We start from the raw sequence: 13,185 nt of genomic DNA, 5'->3' as shown, positions 1-13,185 counted from the left end.
GTGGTGATCGACGCCCAGGGCCGACAGGCCTTCGCCACCACGCTGGCCGAGCACAACCGGAACATCGCGGCGGCGGCCGCCGCGATGTTCCGGTTGTGCTCGGCCAGCGTGGTGGCGAAGGCCTGTCGGCCCTGGGCGTCGATCACCACGTAGTACAGCCACGGGCCGTCCTCGGGGGACACCGCCGCCTCCAGGGCGGCCCGGCCCGGTGACGCGATCGGCGTGGGCGGCAGCCCCGGGTTCTTGTAGGTGTTGTACGGCGAGTCGACCTCCAGGTCCTTGAACAGCACCCGCAGGCCCCGCTCGCCCGTCCGGCCCAGGGCGTAGATGACCGTCGCGTCCACCTGGAGGAGCATCTTCTTCTCCAGCCGGTTGTAGATCACGCGCGACACCTTGGAGCGCTCCTCGGGCAGGCGCACCTCCCGCTCCACCAGGGACGCCACGATCACCGCCTGGTAGGGGTCGACGATCCCGCCCTGGGTGACGGCGTCGAGGCCGACCTCCCCGGCCACCTGGTCGAAGGTGGACACCATGCGCTGCACGATGGCCTTCTCGTCGTCCTTCTCCTCGAAGTTGTACGTCTCCGGGAACAGGAACCCCTCGAGGTTGTCGCTGCCCGCCGGCTGGTACCTCGATCGCACGGTCCCGCTGTTCGCCGCCTCGAGGAACCTCTCGGCCGAGCGCCCCGGCATCTTCCCGACCAGGTCGGCCACCTGCTTCACGGTGAGGCCCTCGGGGACGGTCAGCCTCTGGAACGACAGCTCGGGCCCCTCCTCCAGGGCGGCGATCACGTCGTCGAACGCCGAGTTCTCCCGGAGGGTGTACGAGCCGGCCTGGAACGGGCCGGCGTTCTTCACCCGCACGTAGAGCCGGAAGTTGCGGGCGTTGTCGACGACGCCCTTCTCCTCGAGGATGGTCGCGATGCGCTGGGTGGACGACCCCATCGGCACCTCCACCGCCACCTCGGGGCCGGCGGGCCCGGACGGGTCCACCTGGCTGCGGACGTAGAGCAGCGCGCCACCGCCTGCGACCAGCCCCAGGACGACCAGGACCACCACGCCGATCACGATCCGCCTGGCCCAGCCGCCGCCGGGCTCCCGCATGGGCTCGAACACCTCGCTCACCGCTCCAACCTCCGTGCCGGCCGGTGTCGCCTCACCGCCGCCCCCCGTCGAGCCAGGCCTGGAGCATCACGGCCGCTGCCGCCTTGTCGATCACCTCGCGCCGTGACGGGGCCCGGGTACCGCCCGCCCGCAGCGCCCGCTCGGCGGACACCGTGGTGAGGCGCTCGTCGAACGTCTCCACCGGCACGCCGACCACGACGGCCAGGGCGTCGGCCTCCTCGGCCGCCGCCCGGGCGGCGGGCCCCGCCGCGCCGCTGAGCGACAGCGGGAGCCCCACCACCACCCGCTCGGCGCCCGTCTCGACGACGATCTCCGCCAGCCGGCGGTGGTCGGCGGCCGGGTCGCCGCTGCGGTCGAGGACGACGTGGGGCGACGCGAGGGTGCCGGTGGCGTCGCTGACGGCGACGCCGATGCGGCGGGTGCCGAGGTCGACGCCGACCACCCTCACGCCGCGCCCAGGCGCGCCCGGAGGGCGTCCAGGGCGTCGTCGATCCGGGACGGGTCGCGGCCGCCGGCCATGGCCACGTCCCCCTTGCCCCCACCGCCGCCGCCCACCACCCGGGCCGCCTCGCCCACCAGGGCGGGCGCGTCGAGACCGGAGCCCGGCGACACCGCCGCCACCAGGGCGACCCGGGCGCCGTCGGGCGAGCCGGCCAGGGCGACGGCACGCACGCCGGGTGCCCGGCGCACGGCCAGGGCCAGCTCGCGCAGCTGGTCGGGCGCCAGTCCGTCCCGGCGGGCCACGACCATGCCGGCGACGGCCTCGCCGGCCAGCCGGTCGGCCTCGCCCGCCGACAGCTGCGAGCGCAGGGCCTTGAGCTCGGCCTCCAGCGTCTTGAGGTGGTCGAGGACCCGGCCGACCGCCTCGGGCAGCTCGCGCGGCTCGGCCCGCAGGAGGGCGGCGGTGCGGGCGAGGAGGAGCTCCTCCTCGCGCGTGCGCTCCAGCGCCCCCTTTCCCGTGAGCCCGGTGATGCGGCGCAGGTTCGACCCGATGGAGCTCTCGCCGGTGATGCGGACGGGCCCGATCATCCCGAGGGCGCCCACGTGGGTGCCGCCGCACAGCTCGCGCGAGCGCGACCCGGCCTCGACAACGCGGACGTACTCCCCGTACTTGTCGCCGAAAAAGGCGATGGCGCCCAGCTGCTCGGCGTAGCTCTTGGTGGTCTCGTAGGCGCGGACCGGCTCGTCGGCCAGGACCTGCTCGTTGACCATGTCCTCGACCTGCTGGAGTTTGGCCGGCTCCACCGGGCCGAAGTTGGAGAAGTCGAAGCGCAGGTGGTCGGGGCCCACCAGCGAGCCCTGCTGCTGCACGTGGAGGCCCAGCGCCTCGCGCAGGCCCCAGTGGAGGAGGTGGGTGCCGGTGTGGTTGCGGCGGATGGCGTCCCGGCGCACGGCGTCGACGGTGGCGACCGCATCGGCGCCGGGCTGCACCACGCCGTCGACGATGCGGGCCAGGTGGCGATGGAGGCCGGGCAGCGGGGCCGTGGTGTCGAGGACCTCGGCCCGGCCCGTCTCGGTGATGATCGTGCCGGTGTCGCCCACCTGGCCACCGCTCTCGGCGTAGAAGGGGGTGCGGTCGAGGAAGATCTCGACGGTGCCGTCGCCGGCGGGGAGGACGGCCAGCACCTTGGCCGACGTCTGGTACTCGCCGTAGCCGCGGAACTCGGAGGTGCCGAACTCGTCCAGCACCTCCCGGTAGTCCCGGGCGCCGCCCCCCGCGCCCGCCTTCTCACGGTCGGCGCGGGCCCGCCGGCGCTGGTCGTCCATGGCGGCGCGGAACCCCGCCTCGTCCACCGACGCGCCGCGCTCGGCGGCGATCTCCCGGGTCAGCTCGATGGGGAACCCGTAGGTGTCGTGGAGGCGGAAGGCGACGCTGCCCGGCACCTCGTCGGCGCCCTCCAGGGCGGCGTCGAGGGCGGACATGCCGTTGCGCAACGTCTCGCGGAAGCGCGCCTCCTCCCGCTCGACGACCTCGGCCACCGTCCCGGCGTTGCGGGCCAGGTCGGGGTAGGCGTCGCCCATCACCTCGACGGTGGCCTCGACCATGGCCGGAGTGACCAGCCGCTCCACGTCCAGCTGGAAGGCCTGGCGCACGGCTCGCCGGATGATGCGGCGCAGCACGTACCCGCGGCCTTCGTTGGACGGGTGGACGCCGTCGCTCACGAGGAAGCTCATGGTGCGGGCGTGGTCGGCCAGGATCCGCAGCGAGACGTCGGCCCGCTCGTCGCCGCCGTAGGTGCGCCCCGTGACCCGGGCGGCCGCCTGCACCAGCGGGGCCAGCACGTCGGTGTCGAACACCGAGTCGACCTGCTGGAGCACGGCCAGCGTCCGCTCGAAGCCGAGGCCGGTGTCGATGTTCTTCCGGGGGAGGTCGTCGAGGGTGCCGTCGGCCCGGCGGTCGTACTGCATGAACACCAGGTTCCAGAACTCCACGAAGCGCTCGTCGCCGCCCTGGGCGGGGCCGCCCGCCGCGCCGTACGCCTCGCCCTTGTCGTAGAAGATCTCCGAGCACGGCCCGCACGGCCCGGTGTCGCCCATCTCCCAGAAGTTGTCGGCGCCCATGCGCTGGATGCGCTCGACCGGCAACCCGACGGCGTCGTGCCAGATGTCGGCCGCCTCGTCGTCGTCGACGTGGACCGTCACCCACAGGCGCTCGGGGTCGAGGCCGAAGCCCTCGGTGACCAGCTTCCAGGCGTACGGGATGGCGTCGGACTTGAAGTAGTCGCCGAAGCTGAAGTTGCCCAGCATCTCGAAGAAGGTGACGTGGCGCCGGCTGATGCCGATGTTCTCGATGTCGTCGTGCTTGCCCATGATGCGCACGCACTTCTGGGCCGAGGTGGCCCGCGGGTAGGGCGCCGGTTCCTCGCCCAGGAAGTACGGGAGGAACTGGTTCATCCCCGCGTTGGTGAACAGCGGGGCGCGCGGGTGGTGCGGGATCAGCCCCGAGGAGCCGACCCGGGTGTGGCCGCGCTCGACGAAGAACGTGCTGAACACCCGGCGGAGCGACTCGGCATCCATTCGCCTTCAGCCTAGGGGGCGGGGCGGGGCCGGAATGGGTACCGGAGGAGGCTCACCGGCCCGTGCCCGGCACGATCTCGGACCGCAGTTCCGCCTCCCGCTCGCGCATCGCCTCGCGGCCCTCGGCCACGGCCGCCCGCAGGTCGGAGCCGAACTGGCGCAGGGCACCGGCCAGCTCGGCCGACACGTTGTCCGGCGCCAGGCGGGCCATCTTGCCCCTCACCATCCGCGAGACCCACAAGCTCATGCCGAAGCCGAACCCCACGCCCACGGTGAGCCAGAACAGGCGCTTGAACACCGGTGCGCTCAGTCCCGGCGGCGCAGCCGCCGTGCCGCCCGGCTCGTCCCCGCGGCCAGCGCCATGGCCTTGATGACCGGGTTGCCGAAGGCCAGGTAGGCCAGGCGGGACGCCGAGTCCACCGTCGTCCCGATGCTCTCGGCCCGGTCCAGCACCCCGTCCACCCGCTCGAGCTCGGCGTTGGCCCGGTCCACGGCGACGCGCATCTCGCCCAGCAGCGGCACCGTCTCGCGCCGCAGCTCCTCCACCGCGCCGCGCACCGACCGGAGGGTGCGGGTGACCGACGACAGCGCGAACACCACGCCGACCGACAGGAACACCGCCGCCACGGCCGCGACGACGGCGGCGACCTCGCCCGCGCTCACGAGCCGGTGCCTCCCTCGGTCCGCATCGCTCGCATGCGCTCCTCGATCGCTGGTTCCTCGCCGTGGGCCGACGGCTCGTAGTACACCCGGCCGGCAGTCTCGGGAGGCCGGTGCTCCTGGGGAGCCCAGCCCCTCGGGTCGTCGTGAGGATAGTCGTAGCCGACCCCGTGGCCGATGGAGCGGGCGCCGCGGTAGTGGGCGTCGCGGAGGTGGGGCGGGACGGCGCCGGCCGGCCGGCGGCGGACGTCCTCCATGGCGGCACCGAGGGCGACCGTCACGCGGTTCGACTTGGGCGCGGTGGCGAGGTAGACGACGGCGTGGGCCAGGTTGAGCTGGGCCTCGGGCAGCCCCACGAACTCGACGGCCCGGGCGGCCGCGTCGGCGACCAGCAGCGCCCGGGGGTCGGCCATGCCGACGTCCTCGCTGGCCAGGATCACCAGGCGGCGGGCGATGAACCGGGCGTCCTCTCCCGCCGCCAGCATGCGGGCCAGCCAGTAGAGGCCGGCGTCGGGGTCCGACCCGCGGATGCTCTTGATGAACGCCGAGACGACGTCGTAGTGGTCGTCCTCCTCGTAGCGGAGCATCCGCGTGCTGCGGGCCGCCTCCACGTGCTCGAGGGCGATGTGGCTCCCGTCGGCCAGGGCCAGCGCCACCTCCAGGGTGGTGAGCGCGGCGCGGGCGTCGCCCTCGACCACGTCCACCAGGAAGCCGACCGCCTCGTCGGTGGCCGTCGCGCCCTCGTGCTCGAGCGCCCGGCGGGCCACGGTGCGCAGGTCGTCGTGGGAGAGCGGCTCGAGGCGGAACAGGGTGGAGCGGCTGAGCAGCGGCGCGTTGACCTCGAAGAACGGGTTCTCGGTGGTGGCCCCGACGAGGGTGACGGTCCCGTCCTCGACGGCCGGCAGCAGGGCGTCCTGCTGCGCCTTGTTGAAGCGGTGGACCTCGTCGAGGAACAGGATCGTCCCCCGGCCGTGCTCGGCCAGGCGGCGGCGGGCGTCCTCGATCACCTCCCGCACGTCCTTCACGCCGGCGGTGACGGCCGACTTCGCCACGAACTCCTTGCTGGTGGCGCCGGCGATGAGGCGGGCAAGGGTGGTCTTGCCCGTCCCCGGCGGCCCCCACAGGATCAACGACGAGATGCGGTCGGCGTCGATCAGGGCCCGCAGCGGCCTGCCGGGGGCCAGGAGGTGCGTCTGGCCGACCACCTCGTCGAGGCTCCGCGGCCGCAGGCGCGCCGCCAGCGGCGCCTGGCGGGCCAGCCGGTCCTCCAGCGCCGAGGCGAACAGGTCGTCGGGCTTGGCGGGCACCGGCGTGAGGCTACGGGACGAGGACGGCCCACCACCGCCGCCTCGTTCCGGCACCAGGAACCGACACTCCCGTGTCGGTTCCTGGTGCCAGAAGCGCCGGCGAGGTGGCGTCAGGCCCTGGGCGGCAGCAGCCGGATGCCGAGCTCGGAGAGCTGGGCGTCGGCCAGGGCGGTGGGCGCGCCGGTGAGGGGGTCGGCGCCCGACTGGGTCTTGGGGAAGGCGATGACCTCGCGGATGTTCTCCTCCCCGGCCAGCAGGGCGACCAGGCGGTCGATGCCGAAGGCGAAGCCGGCGTGGGGCGGGGCGCCGTAGCGGAAGGCGTCCAGCAGGAACCCGAAGCGGGCCTGGGCCTCCTCGGGGCCGATGCCCAGCAGCCCGAGCACCCGCTCCTGGACGTCCCGGCGGTGGATCCGCACGCTGCCGGACCCCAGCTCCCACCCGTTGAGGACGAGGTCGTAGGCCTGCGAGCGCACCGACAGCGGGTCGCTCTCCAGCCTGTCCAGGTCCTCCGGGTGCGGCATGGTGAACGGGTGGTGGGCCGGGATCGGCGAGCCGTCGTCGCCCACCCCCTCGAAGAGCGGGAACTCCGTCACCCAGAGGAAGTGCAGGCCGCCGGCGTTGACCGCCGGCCGGCCCAGCTCCAGCCGCAGCAGCCCGAGGACGTGGTTGACCGTGGGGCGCTCGTCGGCCACCAGCAGGAGGAGGTCGCCCGCCTCGGCGCCCAGCTCCTTGCCCAGGTTGGCCACCTCGTCGTCGGACAGGAAGCGGGCCACCGGCGAGTCGATGCTGAGGTCCTCCCCCACGCGCATCCACACCAGGCCCTTGGCGCCGAACGACTTCGCCTTCTCGGTGAGGGCGTCGAGGCGGGAGCGGCCGGCGTCGGCCCCGCCGGGGACGCGGATCCCCTTGACGGCCGGCGCCTTGAAGGCGTTGAACCCGGTGGCGGCGAACACCTTGCCGAGGTCGACCAGCTCCATCCCGAAGCGCACGTCGGGCTTGTCGGTGCCGTAGCGCTCGGTCGCCTCCGCCCACGTCATGCGCCCGAAGGGCAGGGGCCGCTCGCTCCTGGCCTCCTCGGCGGCCGCCGCCACCGCCACGGTGATGAAGCCGAGCACGTCCTCCTGGTCGACGAACGAGGCCTCGACGTCCAGCTGCTGGAACTCGAACTGGCGGTCGGCCCGGAGGTCCTCGTCGCGCAGGCAGCGGGCGATCTGGTAGTAGCGGTCGACGCCGCCGACCATGCACAGCTGCTTGAACAGCTGCGGGCTCTGGGGCAGGGCGTAGAAGGTGCCGGGGTGCAGGCGGGACGGGACGACGAAGTCGCGTGCGCCCTCGGGGGTCGACGCGATGAGCATCGGCGTCTCGACCTCGACGAACCCCTGGCCCTCCATGGCGCGCCGCAGGGCGCTGTTGACGCGGGCGCGCAGGCGCAGGTTGCGCTGCATCCGCTCGCGGCGCAGGTCGATGTAGCGGTGGCGCAGGCGCACCGTCTCGTCGGCGTCGATGCGGTCGCTGACCGGGAACGGCGGCGGCTCGGCCACCGAGAGGACGTCCACCTCGCAGTCGCCCAGCTCGACCTCGCCGGTCGCCAGGTTGGGGTTGGCGGTGCCGGCCGGGCGCCGGCGCACCGACCCGGTGATGCGCACGACGTACTCGGAGCGCACGTCGGTGGTGCCGTCCACCACGCACTGGATGAGGCCCGTGTGGTCCCGCAGGTCGACGAAGGCGAGGTGCTCGCCGTGCGCGCGCCGGCGCGCCACCCACCCGCAGACGCTCACCTGGCGGCCCTCGTCCGCCTCGGTCAGCGTCCCGCAGTAGTCCGATCGCAGCATGCTCAGCCCAACCGCTTCTTCACGCGCTCGACCACCTCGTCCCGGTCCACGTCCTCGGCCTCGCCCTTCTCCCGCAACGTCCGGATGGTGAGGCCCTGGTGCTCGCACACCACCGCCAGGGTGGCGCCCGACCGCAGCGCCACCTTCATCTGGGCGCGGAAGGACCGGGCGTCGAACGCCCGGTCGGCCCGCAGCCCGGCCCGGCGCAGCTCCTCGGTGATGTCACGGGCCGCCTCGCCGCCGGTGGTGTCGATCACGAAGGCGTCCAGCAGGGTGTCGGGCATGGGGAACACGCCCTCGGCATCGGCGGCCAGGAGGATGCGCTCGACGCCCAGGCCGAAGCCGATCCCCGGGGTGGGCGGCCCGCCGAGCGCCTCCACCAGGCCGTCGTAGCGGCCGCCGCCGCCCGCCCCGTTCTGCGACGCCTCGAGGGCGCCCGCCTCGAACTCGAAGGTGGTGCGGGTGTAGTAGTCGAGGCCCCGTACGAGCGTGGGGTCGACGTCGTGAGGAACGCCGAGCGCACCGAGGCCCTGCTCGACGCGGGCGAAGTGCCCTCGGCAGGCGGCGCACAACCGGTCGATCATGCGGGGCGCGCCGGCCGACACGGCACGGCACTCCTCGCGCTTGCAGTCGAGGACCCGCATGGGGTTCTCCTCGAGGCGCCCGGCGTGCTCGTCGCACAGCTCGGACCGGCGGGCCTCGAGGTGGGCGAGCAGCTCGTCGCGGTAACCAGGGCGGCAGGCGGCATCGCCCAGCGACGTGAGACGCAGGCGCACCCGCGACAGGCCCACCGTCTCGAAGACCCGCCATGCCAGGGCGACGACCTCGACGTCGAGGTCGGGGTCGTCGGAGCCGAGCGCCTCGGCGCCGAGCTGGTGGTGCTGCCGGTAGCGGCCCGCCTGCTGGCGCTCCTGGCGGAAGTGGGGGGCGACGTAGAACGCCTTGAACGGCGTGGGCGGCGCGTGCTGCACGAACGCCCGCACGACCGACGCCGTCCCCTCGGGCCGGAGCGCCAGGTGGCGCCCGCCCCGGTCGGTGAACTCGTACATCTCCTTGCGGACGATGTCCGTGCTCTCGCCGACGCGGCGGAACACGGCCACGTCCTCGTACATGGGGCTCACCACCAGCCCGTAGCCGGCAGCGCCCGCCAGCCGGTCGAAGATGCCGATCAGCCGCTCGTAGCGGGCCGACGCCGGAGGCAGCACGTCGAAGGTGCCCGGCGGGGCCTGGAACGAGGGCACCGCCCGAGGTTAGTGGCTCGCGTCTCGCGCCCCCCGGACTTCTTGCACCAGGAATCGACCGCCGGCGGTCGATTCCTGGTGCAAGAAGGCAGTGTCACAGGCGGCTGATTGCGTACGGGCATGGAACTCGACGATGCACTGAGGGCGCTGGCGGCGACGCAGTACTCTGTCGTGGCCCGGCGCCAGGCACGGGCCCTCGGCGCCACGCCGTCGGCGATGCGCAACCGGCTCAACGGCCCCGACTGGGAGTTCGCCACGCCCCGTGTGCTCCGCCTCGTCGGCGCTCCACGGGGTATCCGCCAGGAACTGATGATCGCCGTCCTCGACGCCGGGCCGGGCGCCGCCGTGTCGCACCGTGCGGCTGCCGCTCTGTGGCGGCTCCCGGGGTTCGGGTTCGACGCCATGGAGGTCAGCCTGCGCCGGGGCGTCTCCGGCGCCGCATCCCACGCCGCCATCGTGCACCGCCCGTCACTCCTGCCGCCGTCGCACGTAACCGAGCGCCACGGGATCCCCGTGACGACCCTGTCCCGCACCCTCTTCGACGTCGCCGGCGGCCTGCGACCGGGTCGGTTGGAGCGCGTCGTCGACACCGTCGTGGCGAAGAGCCCCGCCACCCTCCTCGCCCTCCGCACCGTGCTCGCCGAGCTGGGCGCCTCGGGACGGCCCGGGGTGGCGGCGATGCGCGCCCTTCTGAGCGAGCGACCGGACGGCTACGTGGCGACGGCGAGTGGCCTCGAAGCCCGCTTCGCGCGCATCCTCGCCGACGCCGGCGAGCCGCCGCTGAGCCGTCAGGTCGACCTGGGCGGCCACGACTGGATCGGCCGGGTGGACTTCGTCGACCGCGCCAGGCGGATCGTGGTCGAGGTGGACAGCGACGTCCACCACACCAGCCCACTCGACCGCGTCCACGATCGACGGCGGGACGACGCGCTCCTCGCCGCCGGGTGGCACCAGGTGATCCGGGTGACTGAGGACGCGATCTGGCGGCGGCCCGACGTCGCCGTGTCGCTCGTCCGGGACGCCCGGCGCCGCCACTCCGCCGTTCCTGCACCAGGAATCGACCGCTTGCGGTCGATTCCTGGTGCGAGAACGTGACGGCGCCCGGTCAGTTCCCCTTGCCCGGGAGGACCCGGTAGGCGTCGTAGATGCTGTCGATCCGCTTGACCGACGTCAGGAGCGAGTCGAGGTGGGCGGGGTCGGCCAGCTCGAAGTCGAAGCGCATGGTGCTGACCCGGTCGGCGCCCGTCTGGGAGGAGCTGGCGAGGATGTTGACGTAGTGCTCGGAGAGCGAGCGGGTGACGTCGGCCAGGAGGCGGGAGCGGTCCAGCGCCTTGATCTCGATGGACGCCACGAACGTGCCCTTGCTCTCCCGGTCCCATTCCACGTCGATGACCCGGTCGATCTGGCCGGTGGCGAGCGAGACCGCGTTGGCGCAGTCCGAGCGGTGCACCGACACGCCCCGCCCCCGGGTGACGAACCCCAGGATCTCGTCGCCCGGCACCGGCGTGCAGCAGCGCGAAAGGCGCACCATCACGTCGTCGAGGCCCTCCACGTGGACGCCGGCCGACGTGTCGCGGCGCTGGCGGCGGGGCTGGCGGACGGTGGCGGGCAGCTGCTCCTCGTGGTCGCCGCCCCGCAGCTCCCGGGCCAGGCGCTGCGCCACCGACCGGGCCGAGACGTGCCCGTCCCCGATGGCCGCGTGGAGCGAGTCGAGGTCGAGGTAGTTCATCGACGCCGCGATGCTCACCAGCGCCTGGGACGACGCCACCTTCTGGACCGGGAGGCCCTCCTTGCGCATCGCCTTGACGAGCTCGTCCCTCCCGTTCTCGATGGCGTCCTCGCGCCGCTCCCGGGAGAACCACTGGCGGATCTTGTTGCGGGCCCGGGGGGTGGCGACGATCTTCAGCCAGTCCCGGGACGGGCCCGCCGAAGGCACCTTGGACGTGAAGATCTCCACCGTGTCGCCCGAGTGCAGCTGCGAGTCGAGGGGTGACAGGCGGCCGTTGACCCGCGCACCGATGCAGCGGTGCCCCACCTCGGTGTGGATGGCGTAGGCGAAGTCGACGGGGGTGGCGCCCACCGGCAGGGTGACCACCTTGCCCTTGGGGGTGAAGACGAAGACCTCGTCCTGCTCGAGGTCGAGCTTCAGGTTCTTCAGGAACTCGGCCGGGTCGTCGGTCTCCCGCTGCCAGTCGACGATGCGGTTGAGCCAGGCGATGTCGGCCGGCGACGCCTTCTCCTTGTAGCCCCAGTGGGCGGCTATGCCGTACTCGGCCCGCTGGTGCATCTCCCAGGTCCGGATCTGGACCTCGAGGGGCTTGCCCTGGGGCGCCACCACCGTCGTGTGCAGCGACTGGTACAGGTTGAACTTGGGCATGGCGATGTAGTCCTTGAACCGGCCCTGCACCGGCTTCCACGTGGCGTGGATCGTGCCCAGGGCGGCGTAGCAGTCCTTCACCGAGTCGACCAGCACCCGGATCCCCACCAGGTCGAAGATGTCGTCGAACTCCTTGCCCCGCACGACCATCTTCTCGTAGATCGACCACAGGGGCTTGGGCCGGCCGGTGACGTCGGCCTCGATGCCGTTCTGGTCCAGCCGCCCCTTCACCTCCTCCAGGACCTGGGTGAGGTAGATCTCCCGCTCGGGCGCCCGCTGGGCGACCATCTGCTCGATCTCGGCGTACGGCTTGGGGTGGAGGGTGGCGAAGGCGAGGTCCTCCAGCTGCCACTTGATGTCCTGGATCCCCAGGCGGTGGGCCAGCGGCGCGTAGATGTCCAGCGTCTCCTGGGCGGTGCGCTTCTGCTTGAACTCCGGCATGGCGGCGAGGGTCCGCATGTTGTGGAGCCGGTCGGCCAGCTTGATGATCAGGACCCGCCAGTCCTTGGCCATCGCCACCAGCATCTTGCGCATGGAGGCGGCCTGCTGGGCCTCCCGGGAGTCGAAGCGGACGCGGTCCAGCTTGGTGACGCCGTCGACGATGGCCGCCACCTCGGGCCCGAACTCCCGGCCGACGTCCTCGAGGGTGACCCCGGTGTCCTCCACCGCGTCGTGGAGGAGGGCGGCGGCCACGGTGACGTCGTCCAGCCCGAGGTCGGCCACGATGGTGGCCACGGCCACCGGGTGGGAGATGTAGGCCTCCCCCGACTTGCGGACCTGGTCGACGTGGGCCCGCGACGCGGCCGCGTACGCCCGCTCGATGACCCCGAGATCGGCCTTGGGATGGCGGCGGCGGTAGGCGGCCACGAGGGGCGCCAGCTCGTCGGGCGCGTCGGCGAACTGGCGACGCCACGACAGCGTGCGCATCCGGTCGACGACCACGGCTACTCGTACGTCAGCAGGGACAGCACGTCCTGTCCCGCCAGCTTGGACCGCCCGCCGAGGAAGGCGAGCTCGAGAACGAAGCCCAGGCCGACGACCACGCCCCCCAGGCGCTCGACCAGCCGAACCGCCGCCGACGCCGTCCCGCCGGTGGCGAGGACGTCGTCGATCACCAGCACCCGCTCACCGGGCGCCACGCCGTCCTGGTGGATCTCCAGCAGGTCGGTGCCGTACTCCAGGACGTACTCCTCGCGCTCGACCTGCCACGGCAGCTTGCCCGCCTTGCGGCAGGGGACGAAGCCGGCCGAGAACCGGTAGGCGACGGGGGCCCCGACGATGAAGCCCCGGGCCTCGACGGCGAGCACCTTGTCGACCGGGGTGCCGGCCCAGTGCTCGGCGATGGCGTCGACCGCGCAGCGGAAGGCCGCCACGTCGGCCAGCAGCGGCGTGATGTCCTTGAAGACGACGCCGGGCTGGGGGAAGTCCGGGATGTCGCGGATGCGGTCCTTCAGCCAACCGGCGTCGACGGCGAGGACCATCCTCCGATCTTACCGGCCAGGTCCTCGACCTCATTCGTTCGCTTCGCTCACTCCATTCGACCGGTGGCCGCAGCCGCGGAGGCCGCCTGCGGCGGCAGGAGCGGCCACGGACTTGCCGCTGCGAACGTGGCAAACGTTTCCGGTC

11 protein-coding genes are annotated in these 13,185 nt (G+C 73.0%); 1 reads left to right on the top strand and 10 read right to left on the bottom strand.

Annotated features, from left to right (window positions below):
• The 8 genes from mltG to hisS all read right to left on the bottom strand — a co-directional run.
• Positions 1-1,124, bottom strand: a 1,124-nt coding sequence (gene mltG / locus VM242_10365) for an endolytic transglycosylase MltG (protein HVM05569.1), incomplete at its 3' end; no start/stop codon positions are given.
• Between the two features lie 31 nt (positions 1,125-1,155).
• Positions 1,156-1,572 carry a Holliday junction resolvase RuvX gene (gene ruvX / locus VM242_10360; GenBank protein ID HVM05568.1) on the bottom strand — a complete coding sequence of 139 codons (417 nt, stop codon included), beginning with the start codon at positions 1,570-1,572 and terminating at the stop codon, positions 1,156-1,158.
• Positions 1,569-4,142 (bottom strand): alanine--tRNA ligase, encoded by a 2,574-nt coding sequence (gene alaS / locus VM242_10355; GenBank protein HVM05567.1) that lies wholly within the window; start codon positions 4,140-4,142, stop codon positions 1,569-1,571. The genes ruvX and alaS overlap by 4 nt, the downstream gene beginning before the upstream one ends.
• Positions 4,143-4,194: 52 nt before the next feature.
• Positions 4,195-4,440, bottom strand: coding sequence for a hypothetical protein (locus tag VM242_10350; GenBank protein ID HVM05566.1), 246 nt, complete (start codon positions 4,438-4,440; stop codon positions 4,195-4,197).
• 8 nt (positions 4,441-4,448) lie between these two features.
• Complete coding sequence (locus VM242_10345) at positions 4,449-4,805, bottom strand: DUF948 domain-containing protein (GenBank protein HVM05565.1); 357 nt, start codon at positions 4,803-4,805, stop codon at positions 4,449-4,451.
• On the bottom strand, positions 4,802-6,109 hold the full coding sequence (locus VM242_10340) for a replication-associated recombination protein A (GenBank protein ID HVM05564.1): 1,308 nt from the start codon (positions 6,107-6,109) through the stop codon (positions 4,802-4,804). Before VM242_10340 ends, VM242_10345 begins: the two co-directional genes overlap by 4 nt.
• A 110-nt stretch (positions 6,110-6,219) precedes the next feature.
• Entirely contained in the window at positions 6,220-7,941 is a 1,722-nt protein-coding gene (gene aspS / locus VM242_10335) for an aspartate--tRNA ligase (protein ID HVM05563.1), read from the bottom strand.
• 2 nt (positions 7,942-7,943) lie between these two features.
• The gene (gene hisS, locus VM242_10330) at positions 7,944-9,182 is read right to left on the bottom strand and encodes a histidine--tRNA ligase (protein HVM05562.1); all 1,239 of its coding nucleotides are present in this window, start codon (positions 9,180-9,182) and stop codon (positions 7,944-7,946) included.
• A gap of 120 nt (positions 9,183-9,302) precedes the next feature.
• On the opposite strand from hisS, the gene VM242_10325 reads away from it, so the two are divergent.
• Positions 9,303-10,277, top strand: coding sequence for a DUF559 domain-containing protein (locus VM242_10325; GenBank protein ID HVM05561.1), 975 nt, complete (start codon positions 9,303-9,305; stop codon positions 10,275-10,277).
• A 10-nt stretch (positions 10,278-10,287) separates the two neighbouring features.
• Here the strand turns inward: VM242_10325 and VM242_10320 are convergent, their stop codons facing one another.
• Together VM242_10320 and VM242_10315 are read right to left on the bottom strand one after the other, a co-directional pair.
• Complete coding sequence (locus tag VM242_10320; GenBank protein HVM05560.1) at positions 10,288-12,501, bottom strand: bifunctional (p)ppGpp synthetase/guanosine-3',5'-bis(diphosphate) 3'-pyrophosphohydrolase; 2,214 nt, start codon at positions 12,499-12,501, stop codon at positions 10,288-10,290.
• 2 nt (positions 12,502-12,503) lie between these two features.
• Positions 12,504-13,040 carry an adenine phosphoribosyltransferase gene (locus tag VM242_10315; GenBank protein HVM05559.1) on the bottom strand — a complete coding sequence of 179 codons (537 nt, stop codon included), beginning with the start codon at positions 13,038-13,040 and terminating at the stop codon, positions 12,504-12,506.
• Positions 13,041-13,185: the final 145 nt, after the last annotated feature.

The organism is Acidimicrobiales bacterium (genome assembly GCA_035540975.1).
In the GTDB taxonomy this organism is placed as follows: Bacteria; Actinomycetota; Acidimicrobiia; order Acidimicrobiales.
The sequence above is the reverse complement of the archived record's forward strand: the minus strand, read 5'-3'. Positions and strand labels throughout refer to the sequence as shown.